Consider the following 26206-nt stretch of genomic DNA (forward strand, 5'->3'; position numbering starts at 1 on the left):
TTCAATGCTGTTCAGCAAAAAACTAATGGGTGACAAGCGCCAGGATTGATTTAAAATAGAATGAAGAATAATGTTTTTATTTGACTGAAATAGCAAATTTACAACATGGAAGTATTTGAGCAATTTGCTCGCTGTGTATTTTTTGGGGAATGTGCCAATGAAGAAAATAATAAAGTTGCGCTCGAAAATAATCTGCTCGACCTTAGTCGCGTTTACGATGGCATTGCCGAGCTTTGCACATAGTCAATATATGTTTAGCCAGCCGAATGAAAAGCCTGCCAAAATATTACAACAACATCTGCTGCAGGAACGAACACAGGCTGGACTTCAATCCAAGACACTTAAAATCGGTGATGTGACCTGGAGCTACAGTGAAGGTGGTGCAAAGAACAAGCCTTCAATTCTGCTGATTCATGGTCTGGCAGGAACGCGAGATAACTGGAATCGGGTCGCACAGTTTCTGACTCCACATTATCATGTGATTATTCCTGACTTGCCGAGCAACGGCGATACCAAGGTTCCGGAGAATTTCGATGTTTCTGTGCCCAATGTGACTTTTCAGATGCGTTTATTCATTGAAACCTTAAATGTAGACGAGAATTTACATATTGCCGGACATTCCCTGGGGGGATCGATTGCCACGGTCTATGCCTCACAATATCCATTCGATACGCAAAGCCTATTTTTAATCAATAGTGCCGGCCTGTATAAAATGGGCAATACGCCCTATACCAAAGACCCGCAAGCCCTAAAAGACCTAATCGTCAGCAAGCCCGGTGATCTGCAAGATGTCTCCAGACAGCTGATGCAGAACCCGCCGGTGATTCCTTATCAGCTCCAGTATGCACAGGAAAAACTGCTGATTTCACGTTCTGAGCAGACCAGTAAATCGATTGATCAGGTCGTGATGCTGAACCGGATTTATACACCAGAAACCTTTGCCCGCCTGACCCGCACAGTTGAAGCACCGACCTTGATTTTATGGGGCAGACAGGACCGGATCATCAATGTCGAAGTGGTTAAAGAACTGCATGCCCTGTTGAAACGTGCCGAAACGCCGGTGATTCTGAACAATGTCGGGCATATGCCGATTCTGGAAGCAGAAAAACAGGTGGCACAACATTATTTGCCTTTTCTGGCCAAGACCCAGACCCTAAAAAACCCGCTTGCTGATAAACTCATTCCTTTAAATTAAGTTTCAGAGCCGTTATGCAGAAACACCCGATGATTGAGCAGTTGATCGATGCTCAACTTGATTTTCTCGATCAGGCATTTTCTCAATCTGAAACGATTCAAACTGAGTTTCATGCGTTTTATCTGTGGTTGCGTAAACAGAACCTGAAAGATCTATGGAGCTGTGATCTGATTCATCAGCTTTTACAAAAACAGATTCTGGATACTGCTGCCAGCAGCTTTCTGATTGAGCAGATTGCTGAGCATATCCGTTTTGCACTGGTACATCCGGCCAACGATACGACCAAAATTGCCGATGTGATTCCAGTCCTGACCGTGGATAAAATCGCACAATATGTTGCCAGTAAAAGTGGCCATCGTCAGCGTCTGATTAAGACCGTCGTGAATAATCCGGCATTTTCGGCCATGATCACGCAACTGATCCAGCATTCCATTCAGGATTATCTGGATAATTCTGTCATCGCTAAAAACGTGCCCGGGGTTTCCCGTTTTATGAAAATGGGCAAGTCGGTACTGGAAAATGTCACCGATACGGATCTGGACAGTACTATTGCGCGTTATCTGCAAAAGAATATTTTAAAACTGAGCCAGATGAGTGAACATGTGCTGAACCAGCACTTTGATGATGAAAAACTCTATCATTTTCAGGCCAATCTCTGGCATAAAATTAAAGATATGCCGGTATCGGTATTGAAAAATTATATTGAGCTTCAGGATTTAAATCAGACAGTCGGTTTAGGACATGAGATCTGGGATCATTTGCGTCAGACGGATTATCTAAAACAGCAAGTTCATGATGGAGTTCATACCTGGTATGTACGCAATCAGGAACATACTTTTGACAGCTTGCTGCGTGATCTGAATATTGATGAAGCCTTAATCCAGCATGAGTTACAGCAATTGTTGAACCCGATCATTCAACAGATGGTTTCACAAGGTCATTTACGTGAACGTACACGCAGATATCTGGAACAGTTTTATTATTCAGAAGATACTTTGAAGATTCTTAAAGTATAAAGTTTAAAAGCCGCTCGAGAGCGGCTTTTAAATTGTTTAGAAATTATAAGTCAGTCCGACAAAGACTTCCTGACGATCCAGATAATAATCATTTGAAGCATTTACTAATTTTTTATCAAATAAATTATTGAGACCACCTCGAACAGTCACTTGATCGTTCACTTCATAATTCGCAGATAAGTTAAATACCGTATGTGGTTTTTGCATCACTACCGTATCTTCAATACTTGCCGTATATTGTTCACCGGTATATTGCGCTGCAAGTTCCAATGAAAGTGGATCAGTGGGAGTCCAGTTGAGTGCACTATAAACGGATAACTCGGGAATCGTTGAAAGATTTCTGCCAGTCACTAAGTTTTTTGATTCAAAATAATAGGTTGCATTGGTCTTCCAGCTTAAATTCTCTAAAAGTGGTAATGCCACACTTGCTTCCAAGCCCCGTACACGCGCTTTTTCAGCATTTTGATATTGTGTCCACCACACCCCATTAATTTCTCCTAAAGCACGATATTCAATTTTATTTTTAAAATCTGTGTGGAAATAAGTTAAACCGAGATCAAAATCATTTTGAGCAAAATTAAATCCAAGTTCATAGTTGGTACTTTCTTCAGGCTGCAGGTCTGCATTACCCGCCATATAACATCCGCCCGATACATAGCCTAAAGGTTTCAAGGATGTACATCCATTCCCCCCTGAACGCGTCGCTGCACCTGCAGTATTCTCTTTGAGTGAAGGAGCTCTAAAGCCCTGAGCAACACCACCTTTAATGGTCAATGCATCATTTGGTTGCACCACCAAATAAGCACGTGGACTATTATGTGTGCCAAATTTATCGTGATGATCAAAACGATTACCAAGGGTCAAATTGACTTGATCATTAAAAACAATTTTATCTTCAACGAACAATGCCCAAGTATCTCCTTCTAGCTCTGAACCATATTCTTTGCCGTCATAACTTGGAATAGCCAGCCCAATATTACGGGTATTAACCAGTTCTTCTGATTTCCATTGACCTCCCACTGTCGCAACATGCTCCACACCTAATTTAAACGGAATATTGAGATTAGCTTCTACAATGCTTTCCTTGGATTTTTGTGTGGTCGGCCCAGTCTCTGTCACCTGACTTTGATCATAATCATTGTAGTAAGCCGTAATTTTTGAATCACCAAAACCCCATTGAGCATCATGTGATAGAGACACTGAACGATGTTCTAACTCAGATGGACCCCATGCTAATAAAGCCTGTTCTTTACCATCCACCACCTGAGGCGTGGTCGAGGCATTATTCTCTTGCAAGCCATAACCCAGCTCTAAAGATAAGCTATGAATATCGTTCGGCGTATAATCAAACTTTAAGTTCGCATTCTGATCACGACTACCCGATTGTCCGGTTGCTTTACTTCCTGCCATTCCGGGAAGATTACGGTCAGAGGTTTGATAGCCTTGATCCGCTTCCTGTTCAGTGATCCCGACTGTGGCACGCATACCTAGTGTATCGGTTAAAGGGCCATATCCCACGAGTCCTGATTGAATGGTTAGGCCCAAATCAGAAGATGTAGTCGGCACAGTATGATTTAAGGTAAAAGACCCTCCCCATTCTGAAGGGATTTTTTTGGTAATGATATTGATCACGCCACCCATCGCATCAGAACCATATAAAGAAGACATTGGCCCACGTACGACCTCAATGCGTTCAATCATTTCTGGTCTAACCCAGTTTAGATCTTGATGACCCAAGTTTGCACGATAGTTGGTATCTCTGGATGAACCTACACGTTTTCCATCAATTAAGATAAGTGTGTAATTTTCAGGCATGCCACGTAATTGAATTTTTGAGCCAGCCCCATTTGAACTAAGTCCCCCTGTTACACCAGGTACACGTTTTAAAATATCTGCCAGACTTGAAACGGGTTGTTTTTGAATTTCTTCGGCAGTAATGACACTAATTGAAGCTGGGGCAGATTTAACATCCACCGCCTGCCCACTCGCAGTCACCACAATCGTTTGTAACTTGGTCGCATCAGCCTGTACGATTCCCTCTTTTTCTTCAGTAACTTGGTCTTGCGCTTGGACTGAAACAGTCATTGCTGTAAATACTGCGAAAGCTAAAGTTGTTTTTAAGAAGGGCTTATTCATACCTTGCGCGTCCTAAGAGTTATGAAGAGATCATGTTTATTCGGTTGCGAAGTGTAACAGGGATTTCCACAAATGCAATTAATATTGATAATTATTATCATTAGCATTTATTGTTATTTTCATCATGATTTCTGATAGGAGCTTAAAAAGGCATAAAAAAAGCCGCTTAAGGCGGCTTTTTTATTCACGATAAATTAGAATTTGATATTCATACCAACAGTGTAACGACGTCCATCAAGTACAATATCATGGTCACCATTGGTAATTTCTTTATTGGCAATATTGTAAATACCAGCCATGAGACTTAATTTATCAGTTGCTTTAAATACGGCACCTGCATCAAAAGTACCATATCCTGGTGTTCCATTATCCATAGCAGTACGGCTTAAATAATCACTTGTTTTGCCACGATAATTATAGTCCATCCAAGTATTCCAAGTATCTGAAACCTCATAATCAAGACCGATGTTTAGCATATGTTTTGGCATTTTATTTAAAGGCTGACCTTTAAATTCACCACTTTTTTGCTCAGATTTTGTATAGGTATAACTTGTACTCGCATGAAAATTATCAAGTAAATCATAATCTAAAGTGAATTCAGCACCTTTCATTTCCGCTTCAGAAACGTTCTTCATTTGGCTTACAAATCGATATGGCTTGCCATTTGCAGAACATTTCCATAGTTCAACAGGAGAACTATTATCGGTCCCCGGTGTTTCACATAAACGATCTTCTACAATTTTGTCTTTAAAATCAGATTTAAAGACCATTAAACTGCTCGTTAAACCAAGCTCAGGGGCTGAATAGTTAAATCCAAATTCATAGCTGGTGCTTTTCTCTGGAGACAAATCAGGATTACCAATGATCACAGCACTGCCTTTTCCGGTTCTGCTACCAAATCCTTCTGAAATTTGGCTAATCGTTGGTTGTTTATAGCCTGTACTTACGCCACCTTTTAAGGTGAAAGTATCAGTTAAATGATAAACACCATAGACACGCGGTGTAATTTCACCACCAAAATATTCGTCTTTATTGTAGCGAGCGCCCACAGTTAAAGCGAAATTATCGGTAAGACTCCACTCATTTTCTGCGTATAAAGCAAATAACCATCGATCGAGAGCCGTCACCCCTGTAATACTGGCTAAACCATTAGTGGTATCGGTAATTTTTTCTTTTTGATATTGGCCACCCACTGTTAAAGCATGATTGCCCAAGAAAAAAGAACCTTGTGTATTAAAGACTTTTAGTTCTTCATTTTTTTTGTCGGCGACAGCACCACTATAAACTTTTTTAGTCGTTTCATCTTGATAATACGAATCGAGGGTAAAATTATCGTAGCGTGCTTTATGCGTTAAGGTATATAGATTTTTTTCGTTTTCATTAATTGATGCTTGAGTTGCAACACCCACACTTTTACCCAGTGTTGTTGTGTACTGTTGACCCATATAGTCATATCTCAAACCAATGTCGTTATATTCATCGACATTCCAAACTAGTTCAGTACCAAGCTTTCTCACTTTCTTCTCAGATTCACTTGAACCAGATTTTTGCCCTTCTCCACCAATATAGTCACTTTCATCATTGCCTTGGAAATTACCATCTAGACTTAAAGATAATTTATCTTTAATTAATGGACCTGTGACATACATGCTCACGCCATAGCTATCATTTGCGTAATCATTATCAGATTTCGTATATTCAGGAGAAATACTTCCATGCCAATGACTAGAAGATGCTTTTTTAGTGATGATGTTGATCACACCACCCATGGCATCTGAACCATAAAGTGATGACATTGGACCACGCACGACTTCTACTCGTTCAATCATGTCAATTGGTGGTAAATATGCACCAATTTTCCCGCCGTCTGTACCATTGCCATTAACTGCTCTACCCGCACTTACTGGTCTGCCATCAACAAGGTACTTTGTATAAGCTGCGCCCATACCTCGAATGGTAATTTCTTTGTTATTTCCGCCACCTTGAACGGATACACCTGGCATATTTTTTACAGCATCAATGACATCTGTATATGATTTTTTTTGTAATTCTTCTGCCGTAATGACTGAAATTGAAGCAGGTGCATCAGCAATATTTTGTTCAAAACCGCCCGCTGTGGTCACCACAATCGTTTGTAATTTGGTCGCATCAGCCTGTACGATTCCCTCTTTTTCTTCAGTAACTTGGTCTTGCGCTTGGACTGAAACAGTCATTGCTGTAAATACTGCGAAAGCTAAAGTTGTTTTTAAGAAGGGCTTATTCATACCTTGCACGTCCTAAGAGTTATGAAGAGATCATGTTTATTCGGTTGCGAAGTGTAACAGGGATTTCCACAAATGCAATTACTATTGATAATTATTATTATTAACATTTATTAAACTTAAAGCCAGATATAAAAAAACCTCGAAAGTTCGAGGTTTTTTAGAATGCGATAAATGAACTGTTCTATAGAACAGCTTATTTCATATACGCACCTTCAGATTGGCTATGATCCGTTTCATCAACGACATGCATCAATTCAGGAATATGCTGCTTTAGCGTGGTTTCTACCCCTTGTTTCAAGGTGATATCAATCGCTGAACAACCCTGGCAACCACCGCCAAATTTAAGCACCGCTGTTAAGCCATGCTCTGGGTCTTCTTTGACTTCAACCAGTGCACAGTTACCGCCATGCCCTGCCAGACCCGGGTTAATTTCAGACTGCAATACATAGGTAATACGCTCTTCTACCGATGCATCTGGCCCCACACGTGGCACTTTAGAGTTCGGTGCACGGAAGGTCAGCTGACCACCAAAACGGTCTTTGTTGTAGTCAATCACGGCATCAAGTAAATACGGAATAGATGGCGAGTCGATAAAAGCAGGGAACTCAGGATATTCCTGCTTATAATCTGTCGGCACAACTTCATCAGGTGCACTATAGGCCATGCAACATTCAGCGCGAGGAGTACCCGGATGTTCTACAAAAACACGCACACCAATACCCGGGGTGTTCTGTTTATCCAGTAAATCCTTTAAATACTCTTGTGCTGTTGGTGTAATCAATAAGTTGGGAATTTCACCAACAACTGGAGTGCTGCTGTTCTCAGTCGACATAACAATAATTTCCTCAAGCTCAGACGGCTATTTTAACTGAAGATCGGGGGGAATTTTTAAAAATCAACTAAAATTGTCGGATTTATTATAAAAGTACAACTTTAGTGCAATTTTAATGGCATGATAATTGGCAAATAGGCACCATTAGAATTACTTTATATGCTTGATTTACCTTTTAATCACACCGTTACCATTATTCTGATCACCTGTATTGTGTCCTTTATTGCCTTCTCTAAAGAGACGGTGATGAATCGCCTGATTTTCTGGCCACCGGCACTGCAACGTGGACAATATGACCGCTTTATTAGCCATGGTTTTATTCACGCCGATGGAACTCACCTGCTATTCAATATGATTACCCTGTTCTTTTTTGGCAGTGTGATCGAGAGCTTTTATCGTCAGTATTTATATGATCTGGGTTTTATTCTGTTCTATCTGGGCGGTCTGATTGCAGCTATTATTCCAAGTTATCTGACCCATAAAAATAATCCGCGTTGGGCGAGCCTTGGTGCATCAGGTGCAGTCTCTGCAGTGCTGTTTGCCTATATTCTGTTTGAGCCGTGGAAGCTGATTTTTGTGTTCTTTATACCGGTTCCTGCGATTATTTTTGCCGTGCTCTATGTGGCCTATAGCATCTGGTCAGGCAAAAAAGGCAATAGCAACATTAATCATAGCGCGCATTTGTGGGGAGCAGCCTACGGCGTGATCATGACCATTATTCTGGAGCCACGCCTGATTCCGCATTTCCTGAATAAACTGATGCAGGTTCCGTTTTAATCAGGGTTATTGAAGGCTAGAGAAATAAGGCTACATATAAGATAAGCTTGATATTTCCGCTAAAAATAAATGAGAGCGCCATGGCTCTCTTATTTATTTGAAACATCTCGTAATATATTAAAAAGTCATGATGTCACTTATTGCCAATCTTGGAGTGAATTTTGCAGCGATAATGTATACATCTGTATATTAATTACTGTCATTTACGAGATATTTTGCATGTCCACTACACCAGACGGTCTTCAATTTCCGCTTCAGTCCAATCAACAAAAACCAAGTAGCTCAAAAACAGGACGCGCGATCATCGCAGCAGCTTTGGCCAATGTGAATCAGCACAGTGCTGCACAGGCACAATCAGAAAAAAACTGGCGCAAACAATATACCGTGCATTTTAAGCAACTGGTCGAGCAAGGGCTAAGCTCGCCTGAAGCCAGCCTGAAAATTGCTGAAGATGGTCTGGCACAGGCGCATCAGACCTTTGAATTTTACCGTGATGGCCAAAAGCATTTACTGAAAGATGCCCTCACCTTGCCCGCCGATCAACTACATAGCTTTAAATTGACGGGAAGCAGTCAGGCTGCACCAGAATGGTATGTGCCCTACCACGGCCAGAAGCTGCAAGGCGATGCCTTAGTGAAGCAGATTGAACGTTGGGAAAACCAAGGTATTATGGAAAGCAGCCATGCCAATGCCCTGCGTGAATGTGTGGCGCACCCAGAATGGTTTGATTTGTCAGATCGAACCATGGTGCTGTTTGGTGCTGCATCTGAAGCTGGCCCTTTGACCTGGCTAGCAAAATGGAAAGCCAATATTGTAGCGATTGACCTGCCAAACACCCGGGTATGGGGCAAGATTGTCGATACCATCAGCCAAGGCAATGCCACGCTGTATGCGCCCTGTACTGAAGCACTTGCAGAAGATACGCCTGACGATGTTCTAAAAGAAAAACTCGGTGCCAATCTTTTGACTCAGATTCCCGAGATTGCTAAATGGCTATTACAGTTTGAGCCGGATCTGGATCTGGCCGCAATTGCCTATCTGGATGGCGAGAAGCATGTCCGTGTTTCGATGGCGATGGATGCCATCATGAAATATGTCAGCGAACAAAAAGCCAATACCAGCCTGATGTATATGTGTACCCCGACCGATGTCTATGCGGTTCCAAGTGAAGTGATTGAAGCATCAAAAGTGAAATATGCGGAGCGCTCCAAAGCACAGACACTCTTTTCCAAAGGTGTATCGACTGTAAGCCGCAAACACTTTTTTCAGAAAAATGCGCATGAGCTGATTCAATCTGGTGACCAGTCTTATGGGATTTGTGACTGTCTGGTGGTAGAACAAGGTCCAAACTATGCACTGGCCAAACGCATTCAACAATGGCGTGCTACTTTAGCTCGCGCTCAGGGTCAACGTGTCAGCATCAATATCGCTCCATCTACAACCACGTATTCAGTCACCAAGAATCCGCTATTAAAAGCCGCGTTCAACGGTGCCAGTCTGTTTGATGTCGAAGCTTTTGCACCTGAAACCACAAATGCACTGATGGCAGCCCTGTGGATTCATGATCTGCGTAATGCTACCTCTGTGGCCAATCCTGAAGTGAAGCTGAATCATCCACTGGAATTGATGATGCAGGGTGCGAATCATGGTGGTTTGTGGCGAGTGGCTTATCTGGCGCGAACTGCATTACCTTTTGCTGCCCTGTATGGTTTTGCGACAGAGAAGTTACCCAAGGGATTATTGAGTAAGCTTAAGAAGTAATTGATTTCCTTGACTCTACCCTTCTCCTAGAGTCAATATTATTTTTATTCAAAATTCTCCCCCTCTCCCCAACCCTCTCCAAGGGAGAGGATTTTAAAAAACTTCATAAAAAAACGCTGCCGAAGCAGCGTTTTTTACTTATCTAATAATATTAGAAAACTTTAAGTAACAACCAGTACAAAGTACCTGATAAACAAATTGTGGCGGGTAAAGTGAAAACCCAGGCAGACAGAATGGTTTTCACCATCTGGAAGTTCAGACCTGACTTATTCGCCACCATGGTACCTGCAACCGCAGAGTTCAATACATGAGTGGTCGATACCGGCATCCCGAAACCATCCGCAGCCGCAATGGTCGACATCGCCACCAGTTCAGCAGACATACCCTGACCATAGGTCATATGCTGCTTACCAATACGCTCACCGACTGTCACCACAATACGCTTCCAGCCAACCATAGTACCCAGACCCAGCGCCAGAGCAACGGCCACTTTCACCCAGGTCGGGATGTATTGCAAGAATGAATCCAGACTGTCACTGTATTGATCTACCGTTTTGTCCTGTTCAGCCGTCATTGCAGGTAAAGCTTCTGCTTTGTCCAAACGCTTGAAAGCCGTGGTACTTAAGTACATGTCATTCCGGAATTCTGAAACCTGTGCTTCAGGCACTTCCCTAATGCTGCTATAGCTACCGACTTTTTCACCTAAATGATCTGTGAGGCTCGCCAATGCAGGCACCACTTCAGGGGTGATTTCTTTGGTTTGGATATAAGTCGTGATGATCTGACGCGCTTTTTCATCTTCAATATCCGCATGGTCTGGATAAATCGCATTGGCCGTTTGCGCAGACAATTGACCAAAAGTCTGGATATGCTGTTGATCTAAGTTTTTGTTGAGTGAGTACGCCATTGGTACACAGCCAATTAAAATCAACATGATCAGCCCCATGCCTTTTTGACCATCATTTGAACCGTGCGCAAAGCTGACACCGGTACAGGTAAAGATCAAAATGGCACGAATTAAAGGGGGTGGCGGTTTATTACCTTCAGGTGGCTGGAACAGCTCCACCTGTTTCTTGAAGATTTTTTTCACCAGCAAGAACAGCACAGCGGCAAATGCAAAACCGATTAAAGGCGAAAATAACAGCGCCTTACCGACTTTCATCACCTGCTCCATGTCTATACCCGATGCACCGCTACTCGCGTGCAGAATGTAGTTCATGATACCCACACCCAGAATCGAACCGATCAGGGTATGTGAGCTGGATGCAGGAATACCAAGAAACCATGTTCCCAGGTTCCAGACAATCGCAGCGATCAGCATGGCAAACACCATGGCAAAACCTGCTCCGGAGCCGACATTCATGATCAGCTCAACAGGTAACAGTGCAATAATACCGTAAGCCACCGCACCACTGGCCACCATAACCCCAAGGAAGTTACAGAAACCGGCCCACATTACAGCGACAGGCGCAGAAAGTGCATTGGTATAAATGACCGTGGCAACCGCATTGGCAGTATCGTGGAAGCCATTGACGAATTCAAAGCCCAGCGCAATAAACAATGCCGTCGCCAGGAGAATAATTGAATACAAACCCAGTGCAGGAACATGCGCTAAATCGGCAGACAATTGAAAACCGATATAAATAAGAGTAGAGATAATGACAGTTAGAAAAACTGGCATAAAGAATTTTGGTGTCGGCACGTGAACATTGGTCGACTTGTGCGAAGCCGACTCGTGTGCTGAATCTATGGGAGTTTGATTAGGATTCATGCAAGCAGGAATAGAGGATTCAAGAATTCCCCTATTGTTCAGTTAAATTGTGACAATTATATGACAAACTGCTGTCATATGAAGCAATAATTTAGATTTTCTTGCTGCTGTTCGTCCTGTTTAATCCCGAGTAAAACACTGCTGTTTGATTCAATAAATCATCAACTTAAGATAAAATTCCAGCTTTTCAGAACTCAAAAACGTGTCCTGTTTTTGCGCTTAAAGCTTTGAAACTCCCTCTACGCTTAAGATGACCATAATTTCTATGTACAGAGCATAGTCAATAAATATGACAATTTCATGAATAAAAGCATCAGCTTAATTTTTCAAATATATTTTTGCCAGTTTTAGCCAGATCCCATTTTAAAGTTGAATACTGCATAGACCGGATAACAAAAACCTGTCTTGTTCTAACTGACTTATCAAATTTTCATATCATGTATATCCATCATTCTGAGAAAGGAGGCGCAGAATTCAAGCATTAATTCTGCTAATATGGCCGATGTTTTTTGATTTCTACTGAGAAAGTTTGAATGTCGACACTTGCCACCTTAAAAGAACTTCTTGCCAAGAAAATTTTAATTATCGATGGTGCGATGGGTACCATGATCCAGCGCCATAAACTGGAAGAAGCCGATTACCGTGGCGAGCGTTTTGCTGATTGGGCTTATGATCTGAAAGGCAATAACGACCTGCTCGTTTTGACACAACCACAAATCATTCAAGGTATTCATGAAGCTTACTTGGAAGCTGGCGCCGACATTATTGAAACCAATACCTTTAACGGTACGCGGGTTTCGATGTCTGACTATCATATGCAAGATCTGGTTCCCGAGATTAACCGTGAAGCCGCGCGTCTGGCCAAAGAAGCCTGTGCCAAATATTCAACCCCAGAAAAACCACGTTTTGTGGCAGGTGTGATTGGTCCGACATCACGTACCACGTCTATTTCTCCAAACGTCAACGATCCAGCCTTCCGCAACATCACTTTTGATGCCTTAAAAGTGGATTATATTGAATCAACCAAAGCGCTGATTGAAGGTGGTGTCGACATCATCCTGATTGAAACCGTATTCGATACTTTAAATGCCAAAGCTGCGATCTTTGCGGTGAAAGAAGTCTTTAAAGAACTGGGCTATGAACTGCCAATCATGATTTCAGGCACCATTACCGATGCATCTGGCCGTACCTTAACCGGTCAAACCGCAGAAGCGTTCTGGAACTCGATGCGTCATGCAGAACCGATCTCGATTGGTTTTAACTGTGCGCTTGGTGCAGATGCGATGCGTCCACACGTCAAAACCGTGTCGGATGTAGCGGATACTTTTGTTTCAGCACATCCTAACGCTGGCTTGCCAAATGCCTTCGGTGGATATGATGAAACACCGGAAGAAACTGCAGCTTTCATTAAAGAATTTGCGGAAAGCGGTCTGATCAATATTACCGGTGGTTGCTGTGGTACCACACCGGATCACATCCGCGCAATTGCACAAGCAGTGGAAGGCATTAGCCCGCGTCAAATTCCTGAGATTGCGCCAGCTTGTCGTTTAAGCGGTTTAGAACCATTTAACATCACCCCAGATTCACTGTTCGTGAACGTCGGTGAACGTACCAACGTCACTGGTTCGAAAAAATTCCTGCGTCTGATTCGTGAAGAAAACTTCGCCGAAGCACTCGATGTTGCCCGTCAGCAGGTTGAAGCCGGTGCACAAATTATCGATATCAACATGGATGAAGGCATGCTGGATTCACAAGGTGCCATGGTGCACTTCCTGAATCTGATTGCGTCTGAGCCGGATATTTCACGTGTGCCGATCATGCTCGATTCTTCTAAATGGGAGATTATCGAAGCAGGTTTGAAATGCGTGCAAGGTAAAGCCGTGGTGAACTCGATTTCCTTAAAAGAAGGTTATGACGAGTTTGTCGAACGTGCCCGCCTGTGCCGTCAGTACGGTGCCGCAGTGATTGTGATGGCATTTGATGAAGATGGTCAGGCCGATACAGCCGCTCGCAAAAAAGAGATCTGTAAGCGCTCTTATGATGTGCTGGTCAATGAAGTGGGCTTCCCTGCTGAAGATATTATCTTTGACCCGAACGTGTTTGCGATTGCGACAGGGATTGTAGAACATAATAACTATGCGGTTGATTTCATTGAAGCGACTGGCTGGATTAAAGAAAATCTGCCCCATGCCATGATTTCAGGTGGTGTCTCTAACGTCTCGTTCTCATTCCGTGGTAATGAGCCAGTACGTGAAGCGATTCACTCAGTATTTTTGTACCATGCCATTCAAAAAGGCATGACCATGGGGATTGTGAATGCCGGCCAAATGGCGATTTATGATGACATTGATAAAGAATTAAAAGCTGCCGTTGAAGATGTGGTTCAAAACCAGAATCAAGGCGAAAGTGGTCAGGATGCAACAGAACGGCTGCTGGCTGTCGCTGAAAAATATCGTGGTCAAAGTGGTACGCAAAAAGCCGAAGAAAACCTGGAATGGCGTAATGAGTCTGTTGAAAAACGTCTTGAATATGCACTGGTCAAAGGCATCACAACGTATATTGACCAAGACACTGAAGAAGCCCGTTTAAAATCAACCCGTCCACTGGATGTGATTGAAGGCCCATTGATGGCAGGTATGAACGTGGTTGGCGACCTGTTTGGTGCCGGTAAAATGTTCTTGCCGCAGGTGGTAAAATCTGCGCGTGTGATGAAGCAGGCAGTGGCTTGGCTGAATCCGTTTATTGAAGCTGAGAAAACCCAAGCTGAAGCCAAAGGTAAAATCCTGCTCGCGACGGTAAAAGGTGACGTACACGACATCGGTAAGAACATTGTCGGCGTGGTGCTGGGCTGTAACGGTTATGACATCGTGGATCTGGGCGTGATGGTGCCGTGCGAGAAAATCCTGCAAACCGCAATTGATGAAAAAGTCGATATTATCGGTTTGTCTGGTTTGATTACACCGTCTCTGGACGAAATGGTCTTTGTTGCCAAAGAAATGCAGCGTAAAGGCTTTAATATTCCATTGATGATTGGTGGTGCAACCACCTCTAAAGCCCACACCGCTGTAAAGATTTCACCGCAATATCAAAATGATGGTGTGTACTACACAGCTGATGCTTCACGTGCCGTGGGTGTGGCAACACAATTGCTTTCTGCCGAGATGAAACCAAAACTGGCAACGGACTATGCGGCGGATTATGAAAAAATCCGTACACGTTTAGCCAATAAACAGCCGAAAGCCGCCAAATTGTCTTATGCAAAATCAATTGAAAATGGCTTTAAAATTGATTTTGGTGCACACACTCCAGTAAAACCAAACTTCATTGGTTCGGAAACTTTCACCAATTATCCACTTGAAACCTTGGTGGAATATTTTGACTGGACACCGTTCTTTATTTCTTGGAGTCTGGCGGGTAAATTCCCGAAAATCCTGGAAGATGACGTAGTGGGCAAAGCAGCACGTGACTTGTTTGAACAAGCACAAATTATGCTGAAAGATATCATCGAGAATAAACGTTTCGATGCGCGTGCCACCTTCAGCATTTATCCTGCCAACCGTGTGGCAAGCGACACTGTTGCTGTGGCAGATGAAAATGGCAATGTGACCCATACTTTTGAACATCTACGTCAGCAGTCGGATAAAGTGACAGGCAAAGCCAACTATTCTTTGGCGGACTTTATTGCACAGAAAGATGTGGCTCAGGATTATTTGGGTGGTTTTACAGTTTCAATCTTTGGTGCGGAAGAGCTGTCGCAAGAATACAAAGCCAAAGGCGATGATTATTCTGCAATTATGGCGCAGGCTTTAGGTGACCGTTTTGCGGAAGCATTTGCTGAACATTTGCACCAGCGTATCCGTAAAGAATTCTGGGGCTACCAAGCAGATGAACAATTGTCGAATGAAGATTTGATTAAAGAGAAGTATGTCGGTATTCGTCCCGCACCGGGCTACCCTGCGTGTCCTGAACATTCTGAAAAAGCGCCACTCTTTGACTGGTTAGCTACAACTGACAAGATTGGAACTTACTTAACCTCTAGTTTTGCAATGTGGCCACCTTCATCAGTCAGCGGTTTCTATTATGCAAATCCTGAAACTGAATACTTTAACGTGGGTAAAATCTCTGGCGACCAGTTAGAAGATTATGCAAAGCGTAAAGGTTGGACACTGGATGAAGCAAAACGTTGGTTAGCGCCGAATTTGGATGATTCGATTGTTTAATTGTTGATTGATTATTCATAAAGAAACCTCTTTAATAGAGGTTTTTTTATATTAAATAACTACTTATGACACGATTTGCAACAAACTTTTGTTTAGATGTCCCAGCCAAAGGATACTTTTTTATTTTGCCTAAGGAATTACATTCTGCAAGTGAGGAAACATTAGGATCAATAACATTTAACTTAGCTAAGAAATGTCATATTTACATGATTGTTCGCCAGCCAAAATATACCTTTATTCCTCAATCTCTTGAATTAATCTCTTTTACATCAACTACAGCTGGTAAAATTGCTCATCTGAACTTCAAAATAAGTTATAAAATTTCCGGCGTTTTAAATGAGTATATTTTTGAAAATTATGGAATTTTAGTTCCAGAAGAATGTGAAAATATTGAAGCTTCACCTTACCCCCACCACAATCTATTAGCTAAAGATGCACAGAATAACTCATTAAAATACTATCCAGCCTTACAAATTGCACACGAAAGGAATAATCATCTTGAAATTTTATATATTGGACAAGCATTTGGTAATGAGCAAGGCTCTAGAACTACATTAGATCGACTAAAAAATCATTCAACTTTGCAGAAAATACTCGCTATTACTCAAGATGATTTTCCAGATGATCAAATATTAATTGGATCTTTTGAATTCGATAGAGCTAGATTTCTAAGTAGTATGGATGGAATGGATAAAACAGCTATCTTCGACGAATCAGATTCGCGTAGATTCCATAAAACATTAAATATGGATATTAAACTAAGAGAAGAAATATTTTTAATTGAGGCAGCTTTAGTTAGATACTTTCAACCACAATATAATATTACATTAAAAGATAGCTTACCAAAACCCAATTCAAAGACTATGCGTAAATGTTTCGAATATGACTTTACAGCTTTAAGTGTAAATATTTTTACTGATGAAAAACCAGCTAATTTTTACTTATATACTCAAACTGTTCCACCAAAAGATATTCATCTTGCAATTTTTGAATTGGCGAATCCTCAACTTAGAAAAACGTTTTTCTCAATTGGTACTGACATAAGGACACCCGATTATGTACAAAATGATTATCTATAATACTATTGAACAAAACTCTTAATATCATAGCATCAGCCTCCTCATAATACTCCTTTCTTCATTTAGTAAGGGGTATTTCCTACAATGCTAACAAACCACGTCCACCACATCATCAATCCGCAATATCTTTAGCCCAAGCTGAGCCAAAGCATCATCCCGAATCCGATCTGCTTCCAAGCCATCATCAGTGAAGTGCTGACTACCATCACACTCAATCACCCAATTAGCTTTATCCCTCACCCCCCACCCCTCTCCCATAGGGAGAGGGAGCATTCATTGTGAAATCAAAACCAATATAAATTCGATAAAGAAAATACCCTCTCCTTCTAGGGAAGGTTAGGGAGAGATGAAAATAGAACCGCTCACCCCAAAATCATCTGTTTTTACATTTTTAAGTCAGCAAATTTCAAGCATTTCCATAATAATAAGACTTTAGACATCTCCCAGAATACGTGAAGGCCTTCCTCCATGAAAAAACTCATCAACAACCCTGAAAACCTGGTTGTCGAAATGTGCAAAGGCTTTGTCCTTGCCCACCCTGAACTACAATTTACCGAATCCCATAAAATCATTTCACGTAAACAAAAACACAATAACGTGGCACTGATCAGTGGCGGTGGTTCTGGTCATGAGCCGGCACATGCAGGCTTTGTCGGCGCAGGTATGTTAGACGCAGCCGTTTGTGGTGACGTATTTGCATCACCTTCACAAATTCAGGTCTACAAAGCATTGCAGCATGTTGCAACAGACAAAGGCGTGCTGATGATCATTAAAAACTATTCTGGCGATATGATGAATTTCCAGAATGGTGCAGCGCTTGCAACAGATGACGGCATTAACGTGGATTACGTCAAAGTAGCAGATGACATTGCAGTCAAAGACAGCTTATATACTGTCGGTCGTCGTGGTGTTGCCGGTACAGTATTGGTGCATAAAATTGCCGGTGCAGCTGCATCAAAAGGTTTAGAGCTTGCGGAAGTCAAAGCTGTGGCTCAAAAAGCTGCGGACAATGTCATTAGTCTTGGTTTTGCTTATAGCTCATGTACCGTTCCTGCCAAGGGCACACCAACCTTTACTCTTGCCAATGATGAAATGGAATACGGCGTGGGCATCCACGGTGAACCAGGGATTCGTCGTGAAAAAATATTGCCATCAAAAGAACTGGCACAACGTATTATCGATGACCTGTTTCTTGACCGTCCTGACCTGACTGAAGTAGCGGTATTGGTCAATGGTTTTGGTTCAACGCCAATGCAGGAGCTGTATGTCTTTAACAACGATGTTTGCGAACATTTGGCACGTAAAGGCATCAAAATTTATCGTACTTTTGTCGGTAACTACATGACCAGTATCGACATGAACGGTGCATCGGTATCTTTACTTGCTCTGGATGCTGAACTGAAAACCTATTTAGATGCAGAAGCCAATACCCCTGCATTTAAAACGGATGGTTCACCTGCACTACCTTTTGAATTTGCAGCAAAAAATGCAGCAGCTGAACGCAGCGCCAATACCGAAGTTGAAACCCAACCTGAACATGCAATAATCAGCAATGAGCAATTCACGATTGAGAATATGCGTTATGTCGTCGATGTCATGGCGGCTTGCATTATTAAAAATGAAGTGCCTTTCTGCGAGTTAGATGCCCATGCCGGTGATGGTGATTTCGGCATGAGTGTAGCCAAAGGCTTTAAACAGCTGAAACGTGAATGGCAAAGTCTGATTCAAGCGCAGCATATGGATGAATTCATGCTGAACTGCTCAATGATCATTATGGAACATTGTGGCGGCGCATCAGGTCCAATCTGGGGTTCAGCCTTCCGTGCCGCGAGTAAGGCCATTCAAGATAAAACCAGTTTAACTGTCGCTGACTTTGCTGAAATGTTGCAGGCGGCAGTCAAAGGCATTCAAGTGACCGGTGAGCGTTCATTTGGTCGTGGTGCCGTGGTGGGGGATAAAACCCTGATTGATGCCCTAGTACCATGTGCAGATTCATGGTCTGCCAATACCGACAAGACTTTTAAAGAGAACTTTGTCTTGGGTGCAGCGGCTGCGGTAAAAGGTGCAGAATCGACCCAAGAGATTGTGGCACGTATGGGGCGTGCGGGTACGGTCGGTGACCGTAGCTTGGGCTATCCGGATGCCGGTGCACATGGTTTAGGTGTGATCTTTAGCGACATTGCAGCACATATTAAATAAATCATTTATTAAAAAAGCCTCGAATCATCGGGGCTTTTTTTATTTCCGGGTATACAGCCGGTGCTCAAGCAAGACAGCAGAAAAAGCGTCTATTGAAATTTTTCTAGATACTTGTTCAGGTTTTCTTTGACCACGACCCTTTTATTGCCCTTCATCTGTGCTTCACTCAAAATTCCTTCCGAGTCAACCACCACAACAGGATGACCATCCTTTTTCAAACGCGCCACGCCTTCAAATAACATGCGGGCGCCGACATTATGAATTAGGGTCAAATTGGTCAGATCCAGTATAATTCGTTTTTTGCCTTCCGGTTCATCTTCCAAAATACGCAGCAGCATTTCCGATTCAGTAAACTGCAATACGCCACGCAGTTCATACACCACCACATGATCGCGTTTTCCAGTGAGATAACGGTTTTGTAAAATGGTTTGTGCCGACGGCGTCCCTTCCATTAAATGTAGCCCCATTTCCCGGGATATACGTTCAAAGATATCGACCCCACGCGCGCTATGCCCATGTTCATCAATTCGTGGAGAAAATACGGCGATGCCCACCTGTCCAGGCAATACGCCAATAATGCCGCCTGCGACCCCACTTTTTGCCGGAATGCCCACCGTGGTCAGCCAGTCACCGGCAGCATCATACATCCCGCAAGTGAGCATCACGCTCAGGACTTGCCGCACCACAGAACGATCCAATAATTTTTTACCGGTCTGCGGCTGAATCCCACCGTTGGCGAGTACCCCGGCAATCATCGCCAGGTCTTTGACCGTCACCTTGATTGAACATTGCTTGATATAACCATTGACAATCGCTTCTGGATCTTCTTCCAATACTCCTACTGTACGCAGCATATAACCCAAGGATCTGTTACGAAACGCTGTTTTCAGTTCGGAGGTATATACATCGGTATCAAAACTCAGTTCACGTCCAGCCAAACCGCTTAAAAAACGGCGCAACTGTTCCGCCCGGGATACTGTGCGTTTATAGGGAATCAGGGAATGGGCAGTAATGGCACCCGAATTGATCATCGGATTTTTCGGAATATTGGTGTCTTTCTCCAGTGAAATCTGGTTAAAGGCCTCGCCCGAAGGTTCCACGCCCACTTTTTCCATGACCTTGGTCAGGCCGACTTTCTGCAAGGCCAAGGCATAGGCAAAAGGCTTGGACATGGACTGCATGGTGAACTCAACCTCGTCATCACCGGTGGAATAGATCGTGCCATCTACGGTGGAGAGTGCCAAAGCAAACTTCTCTGGATCGACTGCTGCCAGCTCAGGAATATAGTCGGCCAAGGCCCCTTTATCATTGTCTTGGCAGGAGCTTAAAACATGCTTGAGATAATCTGGCACCGGTGTTTTCATCGAATGAGCGTATTCCAATTCACTATTATTTTTAACTAACATAGCGGTTTTTGACTTAAGTACCAGAGTGAAAAGGTAATTTTCTGCATATCTGTGTGATGGGTTGTGCACACTTTGCGTCAGCTCCTCCAGAAATTAAATTGTAGGTTTGTTCATAATTTTCTTTTTCAGAGCGATCAAAAAAGGGCAATACTGCCCTTTTTATTGAGTCTGGATGATCTATTTCACCTTGGTTCTGCGAATCATCTTGTACAGGACTTTTGGCGAAATACGCGACACCAGTACCCCGAGTTTTTCTTTCTTGCCGCCAATCACGATATATTCTTCGCCGCTCTGCAAAGCTTGTACAGTTTGACGGGCAAAATCTTCTGCGGACAGACCATTTTCAATCGCTTCATCTGCATGCCCTTGCGGCTTCCCTTGACCATTTAAAGCGTTCAGGGACACATTGGTTTTAACAAAACCGGGGAAAATCACCGATACGCCAATCCCCTGACCTGCCACTTCAGCACGCAGGCTGTTGGCCCACATATGAATTGCTGCTTTGGCTGCGGAATAAGACGCGCGATATTGTGTACCGAGCAAACCTGCAACACTGGAAATAAACACAATACGGCCGGTTTTTTGTGCCAGAAAAGTTGGCAGTACGGTTTTGGTCAAAAATACCTGCGAGAAATAATCGACTTCCATAATGGCGCGTTCAGTCTGCATGGTGGTTTCTGCAATCAGGGCACGCTGACTGAGTCCGGCATTATTGATCAGCCAGTCAATCCGGCCTTTTTGTTGCACAACCTGCTCATAGGCATGGCGAACCTGACTTTCATCGGTGATATCAGCCGTGATGGAAATATGCTGATCCGGATTGATCAGGCTTTGGCGCACATTTTCCAGTTGTTCATGACGGCGCGCAGTCAATACCACCTGCGCTCCCTGTGCGGCACATTGCTGTGCAATCGCCTTGCCAATCCCTGAAGATGCGCCAGTAATCCAGACCACTTTTCCATTTAAACTTTCAACTTTCGCCATGAAATCCTGTTTCCTTTGTTTTAATAAATATGGTACGGCCTTTCATCTTCCAGAAATGCCAGTAAATGCTCGAAATAATAACGCATCGTATCAGCATCATAGATGCTACCGAGCTTGTCAAAACGTTTATAGCCGAGCTGGGTGGTTAGGTGAATCACCCCATTTAAGGTTTTATCGACCACAACATTAAACTTCAACAGGTTTTTCGGTTCACGGATCAGACAGGTCACGCCCTGATCAACGACCTGGGTAAAGGCTTTGACTGCCGGCGAGACATACTGATGATTGCCGGTTTTCATCTGATCCACACAACCCAGTAACTCCATCACCAGCATCTTTTCCACCGGATAACACACAAAAACATCGCCGTCATGCGTATAGGTCATGCGATGCAGATAATTCACCATGGGCATGAGCCGTTCATTGCCAAATAAGGAAACCGACCAAGGCATATATTTACGTGTTGTCTCAATAATGTGCTGAATCACTTTTTCAGATTCACTGTCGGGAGATTTCGCGATCTGCACCATCTGACCAAAAATCTGGTCAATAATTTCACAGGCCATATCGGCCAGATTTTCACCGAGCGGTTTAGCCAGACTGTCTGGATCACCGGCATTTAATCTAGAATGAAGGTCGATAAAGCGCTGATGGGTTTCAGGCTGGATCTTCAGGGAAATGCTATAGCTCATCTTGTTATCCTTTTTAATCTTCTGCGATGAGTCGCGTTTTTTATCTTTGCATCATACGACGAGTTGCTCTGCATGCCAATTGTCTAAAGTTTGCATTTGGTTAAGCTGCCGCATGCACTATTTTTTTTGCTACAATAGATCCAATTTTTCATCTACTTTTGATCTGTTTAGACTATGACTGATTCAGCGCAAAATATCGCGACAACCTACGATCCGACCGAGATCGAGAAAAAATGGTACCAAACTTGGGAAGAACGCGGCTACTTCAAGCCTTCTGAAAAAGGCGAATCATTCTGTATCATGATTCCGCCGCCAAATGTCACTGGTAACTTGCACATGGGTCATGGTTTTAACAATGCCATCATGGATGCATTGACCCGTTATAACCGTATGTCAGGTAAAAATACGCTTTGGCAACCGGGTACTGACCACGCCGGTATTGCCACCCAAATGGTGGTAGAACGTCAGCTTGGTGCAGAAGGTATTAGCCGTCATGACTTGGGCCGTGAAAAGTTCATCGAAAAAGTCTGGGAATGGAAAGAACAGTCTGGCGGTAATATTACCCGTCAAATCCGTCGTTTGGGTTCTTCTGTAGACTGGTCACGTGAACGCTTCACTATGGATGATGGTCTATCCAATGCGGTCAAAGAGGTATTTGTAAAACTGCATGAACAAGGTTTGATCTACCGTGGTAAACGCCTTGTTAACTGGGATCCAAAATTACAAACGGCGCTTTCTGACTTAGAAGTTGAGTCTGATAAAGAAGAAGCAGGTTCATTGTGGCATCTGAAATATTTCTTTGAAGATAAATCATTGCGCACGCACGATGGCAAAGATTACATCGTGGTCGCAACTACCCGTCCTGAAACCCTGCTCGGTGATACTGCCATTGCAGTTGCGCTGGATGATGAGCGTTATGCACATCTTGTCGGCAAAAACATCATCCTGCCGATTACCGGTCGTAGCGTGGCAATTGTTAAAGATGAATATGTTGACAAAGAATTTGGTACAGGCTGTGTAAAAATCACCCCTGCGCATGATTTCAATGACTATGAAGTGGGTAAACGCTGCGAATTGCCAATCATCAACATCTTCAATAAAAATGCTGAAGTGTTGGCTGAGTTTGAATACATCGCAAAAGCGGGCGAGCAAATTTCTAAAACCATCCCTGCGCCTGCGGAATATGTGGGCTTAGATCGTTTTGAAGCACGTAAAAAATTAGTTGAACAAGCTGAAGCTGAAGGCTGGTTAGAGCAAATCCAACCGTATACGCTTAAACCACCTCGCGGTGACCGTTCAGGTGTCATCGTTGAGCCGTTACTGACGGATCAATGGTATGTGAAAATTGCACCGCTTGCTGAGCCTGCAATTAAAGCGGTGAAAGATGGCGAGATTAAATTCGTTCCTGAGCAATACAGCAACATGTACATGGCCTGGATGAACAACATCCAAGACTGGTGTATCTCGCGTCAATTGTGGTGGGGTCACCGTATTCCTGCTTGGTACGATGTAGATGGTAATGTTTATGTAGGTCGTGACGAAGCTGAAGTTCGTGCGAAAAACAATATCCCTGCCGATGTTCAATTAGACCAAGACGAAGACGTACTCGATACATGGTTCTCATCAGGTCTTTGGACATTCTCAACCTTAGGTTGGACTGGCGATGAAGCCAAAGATAAAGAAAACTATTTCTTAAATACTTTCCACCCGACTGATGTACTGGTCACTGGTTTCGACATCATCTTCTTCTGGGTTGCCCGCATGATCATGATGACCATGCACTTCATGAAAAATGAAGATGGTACGCCACAAGTTCCGTTCAAAACGGTATATGTACACGGTCTGGTACGTGATGGCGAAGGTCAGAAAATGTCTAAATCTAAGGGCAACGTGCTTGACCCATTAGACTTAATTGACGGTGTGGATTTAGAAACTTTAGTACAAAAACGTACCACAGGTTTGATGAACCCGAAACAAGCGGCGAAGATTGAAAAATCGACTCGTAAAGAATTCCCTGAAGGGATTCAATCTTACGGTACAGATGCGGTTCGTTTCACATTCTGTGCGCTTGCGAACACCGGTCGTGACATCAAGTTCGACATGAAGCGTGTTGAAGGCTACCGTAACTTTGCCAACAAAATCTGGAACGCAACGCGTTTCGTGATGATGAACTGCGAAGAACAAGTGATTGGTCAAGAAGTTCGTCAAGACCTTTGGGAATTGCCTGAACAGTGGATTGTAAGCCGTCTACAAAAAGCAGAACAAGCAGTGCAAACAGCATTTGCAACCTATCGTTTAGACTTGGCTGCACAAGCGATTTACGAGTTCATCTGGAATGAATACTGTGACTGGTATGTCGAGCTGACTAAGCCTGTTCTGAATGATGAAAATATCTCGGTAGAACGTAAAGCTGAAATCCGCCGTGTTCTTCTTGCTGTGATGGAAGCGTCTTTACGTTTGGCACATCCGTTGATGCCTTACTTGACAGAAGAAATTTGGCAAACGCTTGCGCCGAAACTGAACATTTCTGGCGAAACAATCATGTTGGCTCAGTACCCTGTTGCTGACCAAGCGCTCATCAATGATCAAGCTGAAGCTGATATGCAGTGGCTGCAAGGTTTGATTGGTGTGGTACGTAACATTCGTGGTGAAATGGGTCTAGGTAATGCGCGTTTGTTGCCTGTTCTGCTTCAAAACACCACTGATGCTGAAAAAGCACAGATCGCACGTATTGAACCGTTGTTTAAAGCATTGGCGAAAGTTGAGAGCATTACTTTCCTTGCGGACGGTGAACAACCGCCATTGTCTTCTTCATCTGTAGTGGGTCATGTGTCTGTATTCGTTCCAATGAAGGGCTTAATTGACCCTAAAGCGGAATTGGGTCGTCTACAAAAAGACTTAGACAAGGTTCAAAAACAGCATGACCAAATTGCAACTAAACTTGGCAATGAAGGTTTTGTGGCGAAAGCGCCTGCGGCTGTGGTTGAAGGCGAGAAAGTTAAACTTGCTGAGTTTGCTGACCAATTAGCGAAGATTAAAGCGAATATGGAGCAAATTGCAGCGCTGTAATGTGTTGTTAGTTTGATCTAATTTATGTATAAAGGGCTGATTATTCAGCCCTTTATTATTTCAAATGAAAGAACTATTAGAACCTATTTATCTCAATGAAAAAATGCTACTTAACTGTGCTGGATACTTGTTTGATGGAGTCGAAACATCTACAAATATTTCTGAATCCAACAATGATCAATCCACTAAAACTGTATCAGGCTCTGGTGGCATAGGAGCTAGTGGAATTCTTGAATGGTTAGCTAAAGCCGAAGGCAGTTTAGAAGGTAAATTAGATCTACAAAATACTAATAGTTATTCAAAGAGTACGAGTAAATATTTAACTCTTGGTGCTTTACATATGAAAGTACTGAAAAAATTACAAGAAGAAAAATTAATTTTAAACTTTGATGATTTTAATGATGACTTAAAACAAAGCCCTTACATTGGAATTAAAGCCGATTTGCAACCAGTGGACTTCTTTGAATTGTTGCAAATTTTAAAAATGCTAACTCCACAATTGAAATATCTAACACCTTTTCTTAATAAAAATAGCTCTAGTCAACAAACAAAAAAACAGTCTCCTGCACAAAATCAACTTAATAATGATCTAATAGAAATTATTAAAAACTTAATCTCCGAACTGGAAACAAATTATTTGGAATCCAACTTATTAGAGATGCTAATGAGTATTGATGGGGTAATACCCCCATTTTTAATTGAATTAATGGGTAGAAAATCTAAAGCCTTGTTATTGTTTAAAAATAGGTGGACAACCATTTACTGACATATGAGGTCGTTCATGATTATAAAAGTACTGCCAGTC

16 protein-coding genes and 1 pseudogene are annotated in these 26206 nt (G+C 42.8%); 9 read left to right on the top strand and 8 right to left on the bottom strand.

What is annotated here, in order from left to right; genetic code table 11:
- The first annotated feature begins 157 nt into the window (after positions 1-157).
- Both FTU40_RS01770 and FTU40_RS01775 read left to right on the top strand, forming a co-directional pair.
- On the top strand, positions 158-1195 hold the full coding sequence (locus FTU40_RS01770; RefSeq protein WP_074383096.1) for an alpha/beta fold hydrolase: 1038 nt from the start codon (positions 158-160) through the stop codon (positions 1193-1195).
- Between the two features lie 14 nt (positions 1196-1209).
- Positions 1210-2211 carry a hypothetical protein gene (locus FTU40_RS01775; RefSeq protein ID WP_100355289.1) on the top strand — a complete coding sequence of 334 codons (1002 nt, stop codon included), beginning with the start codon at positions 1210-1212 and terminating at the stop codon, positions 2209-2211.
- 36 nt (positions 2212-2247) lie between these two features.
- Here FTU40_RS01775 and FTU40_RS01780 read toward each other — a convergent pair whose 3' ends face one another.
- The 3 genes from FTU40_RS01780 to nfuA all read right to left on the bottom strand — a co-directional run bounded on the left by FTU40_RS01780 (position 2248) and on the right by nfuA (position 7443).
- Complete coding sequence (locus tag FTU40_RS01780; RefSeq protein ID WP_180039520.1) at positions 2248-4347, bottom strand: TonB-dependent receptor domain-containing protein; 2100 nt, start codon at positions 4345-4347, stop codon at positions 2248-2250.
- Between the two features lie 194 nt (positions 4348-4541).
- Positions 4542-6611, bottom strand: coding sequence for a TonB-dependent receptor domain-containing protein (locus tag FTU40_RS01785; RefSeq protein WP_180039522.1), 2070 nt, complete (start codon positions 6609-6611; stop codon positions 4542-4544).
- Between the two features lie 193 nt (positions 6612-6804).
- Positions 6805-7443, bottom strand: a complete 639-nt coding sequence (nfuA, locus tag FTU40_RS01790; RefSeq protein ID WP_005096238.1) for a Fe-S biogenesis protein NfuA — start codon at positions 7441-7443, stop codon at positions 6805-6807.
- Positions 7444-7602: 159 nt separating this feature from the next.
- Here nfuA and FTU40_RS01795 point away from each other — a divergent pair, with 159 nt between their 5' ends.
- Positions 7603-8220 (top strand): rhomboid family intramembrane serine protease, encoded by a 618-nt coding sequence (locus tag FTU40_RS01795; protein ID WP_005096237.1) that lies wholly within the window; start codon positions 7603-7605, stop codon positions 8218-8220.
- Positions 8221-8439: 219 nt separating this feature from the next.
- Complete coding sequence (locus tag FTU40_RS01800) at positions 8440-9981, top strand: hypothetical protein (protein ID WP_180039524.1); 1542 nt, start codon at positions 8440-8442, stop codon at positions 9979-9981.
- Positions 9982-10132: 151 nt separating this feature from the next.
- On the opposite strand, the gene FTU40_RS01805 is transcribed toward FTU40_RS01800, so the two are convergent.
- Positions 10133-11752, bottom strand: coding sequence for an inorganic phosphate transporter (locus FTU40_RS01805; protein WP_180039526.1), 1620 nt, complete (start codon positions 11750-11752; stop codon positions 10133-10135).
- A gap of 533 nt (positions 11753-12285) precedes the next feature.
- On the opposite strand from FTU40_RS01805, the gene metH reads away from it, so the two are divergent.
- Together metH and FTU40_RS01815 are read left to right on the top strand one after the other, a co-directional pair.
- Positions 12286-15972: a methionine synthase gene (metH, locus tag FTU40_RS01810; RefSeq protein ID WP_180039529.1), complete on the top strand. Its 3687-nt coding sequence runs from the start codon at positions 12286-12288 to the stop codon at positions 15970-15972.
- Positions 15973-16037: 65 nt separating this feature from the next.
- The gene (locus tag FTU40_RS01815; RefSeq protein WP_180039531.1) at positions 16038-17051 is read left to right on the top strand and encodes a hypothetical protein; all 1014 of its coding nucleotides are present in this window, start codon (positions 16038-16040) and stop codon (positions 17049-17051) included.
- 87 nt (positions 17052-17138) lie between these two features.
- Here the strand turns inward: FTU40_RS01815 and FTU40_RS01820 are convergent.
- A pseudogene (locus FTU40_RS01820) lies at positions 17139-17279 on the bottom strand (DUF559 domain-containing protein); the annotation flags it as partial.
- A gap of 240 nt (positions 17280-17519) precedes the next feature.
- Here FTU40_RS01820 and dhaK point away from each other — a divergent pair.
- Positions 17520-19250: a dihydroxyacetone kinase subunit DhaK gene (dhaK, locus tag FTU40_RS01825; RefSeq protein ID WP_180039535.1), complete on the top strand. Its 1731-nt coding sequence runs from the start codon at positions 17520-17522 to the stop codon at positions 19248-19250.
- A gap of 89 nt (positions 19251-19339) precedes the next feature.
- Here dhaK and FTU40_RS01830 read toward each other — a convergent pair whose 3' ends face one another.
- From FTU40_RS01830 to FTU40_RS01840, 3 genes are all read right to left on the bottom strand, one after another.
- Positions 19340-20614, bottom strand: coding sequence for a glutaminase (locus tag FTU40_RS01830; protein ID WP_100355297.1), 1275 nt, complete (start codon positions 20612-20614; stop codon positions 19340-19342).
- A 219-nt stretch (positions 20615-20833) separates the two neighbouring features.
- On the bottom strand, positions 20834-21640 hold the full coding sequence (locus tag FTU40_RS01835) for an SDR family oxidoreductase (RefSeq protein WP_180039537.1): 807 nt from the start codon (positions 21638-21640) through the stop codon (positions 20834-20836).
- 20 nt (positions 21641-21660) lie between these two features.
- Positions 21661-22332, bottom strand: a complete 672-nt coding sequence (locus tag FTU40_RS01840) for a hypothetical protein (protein WP_180039539.1) — start codon at positions 22330-22332, stop codon at positions 21661-21663.
- Between the two features lie 174 nt (positions 22333-22506).
- Here FTU40_RS01840 and FTU40_RS01845 point away from each other — a divergent pair, with 174 nt between their 5' ends.
- Positions 22507-25401, top strand: coding sequence for a valine--tRNA ligase (locus FTU40_RS01845; RefSeq protein ID WP_180039541.1), 2895 nt, complete (start codon positions 22507-22509; stop codon positions 25399-25401).
- A 64-nt stretch (positions 25402-25465) separates the two neighbouring features.
- Entirely contained in the window at positions 25466-26167 is a 702-nt protein-coding gene (locus FTU40_RS01850; protein ID WP_180039543.1) for a hypothetical protein, read from the top strand.
- The last annotated feature ends 39 nt before the right edge of the window (positions 26168-26206 follow it).

It is taken from the genome of Acinetobacter sp. YH12100 (genome assembly GCF_013419135.1).
In the GTDB taxonomy this organism is placed as follows: domain Bacteria; phylum Pseudomonadota; class Gammaproteobacteria; order Pseudomonadales; family Moraxellaceae; genus Acinetobacter; species Acinetobacter pseudolwoffii.

What these genes read in the sequence shown, in the direction of transcription:
- FTU40_RS01785 (WP_180039522.1), bottom strand. Translation starts at nt 6,611, where the DNA reads ATGAATAAGCCCTTCTTAAAAACAACTTTAGCTTTCGCAGTATTTACA.
- FTU40_RS01835 (WP_180039537.1), bottom strand. Translation starts at nt 21,640, where the DNA reads ATGGCGAAAGTTGAAAGTTTAAATGGAAAAGTGGTCTGGATTACTGGC.
- dhaK (WP_180039535.1), top strand. Translation starts at nt 17,520, where the DNA reads ATGAAAAAACTCATCAACAACCCTGAAAACCTGGTTGTCGAAATGTGC.
- FTU40_RS01850 (WP_180039543.1), top strand. Translation starts at nt 25,466, where the DNA reads ATGAAAGAACTATTAGAACCTATTTATCTCAATGAAAAAATGCTACTT.
- FTU40_RS01805 (WP_180039526.1), bottom strand. Translation starts at nt 11,752, where the DNA reads ATGAATCCTAATCAAACTCCCATAGATTCAGCACACGAGTCGGCTTCG.
- FTU40_RS01795 (WP_005096237.1), top strand. Translation starts at nt 7,603, where the DNA reads ATGCTTGATTTACCTTTTAATCACACCGTTACCATTATTCTGATCACC.
- FTU40_RS01770 (WP_074383096.1), top strand. Translation starts at nt 158, where the DNA reads ATGAAGAAAATAATAAAGTTGCGCTCGAAAATAATCTGCTCGACCTTA.
- FTU40_RS01830 (WP_100355297.1), bottom strand. Translation starts at nt 20,614, where the DNA reads ATGAAAACACCGGTGCCAGATTATCTCAAGCATGTTTTAAGCTCCTGC.
- FTU40_RS01780 (WP_180039520.1), bottom strand. Translation starts at nt 4,347, where the DNA reads ATGAATAAGCCCTTCTTAAAAACAACTTTAGCTTTCGCAGTATTTACA.
- FTU40_RS01775 (WP_100355289.1), top strand. Translation starts at nt 1,210, where the DNA reads ATGCAGAAACACCCGATGATTGAGCAGTTGATCGATGCTCAACTTGAT.
- FTU40_RS01845 (WP_180039541.1), top strand. Translation starts at nt 22,507, where the DNA reads ATGACTGATTCAGCGCAAAATATCGCGACAACCTACGATCCGACCGAG.
- metH (WP_180039529.1), top strand. Translation starts at nt 12,286, where the DNA reads ATGTCGACACTTGCCACCTTAAAAGAACTTCTTGCCAAGAAAATTTTA.
- FTU40_RS01800 (WP_180039524.1), top strand. Translation starts at nt 8,440, where the DNA reads ATGTCCACTACACCAGACGGTCTTCAATTTCCGCTTCAGTCCAATCAA.
- FTU40_RS01815 (WP_180039531.1), top strand. Translation starts at nt 16,038, where the DNA reads ATGACACGATTTGCAACAAACTTTTGTTTAGATGTCCCAGCCAAAGGA.
- nfuA (WP_005096238.1), bottom strand. Translation starts at nt 7,443, where the DNA reads ATGTCGACTGAGAACAGCAGCACTCCAGTTGTTGGTGAAATTCCCAAC.
- FTU40_RS01840 (WP_180039539.1), bottom strand. Translation starts at nt 22,332, where the DNA reads ATGAGCTATAGCATTTCCCTGAAGATCCAGCCTGAAACCCATCAGCGC.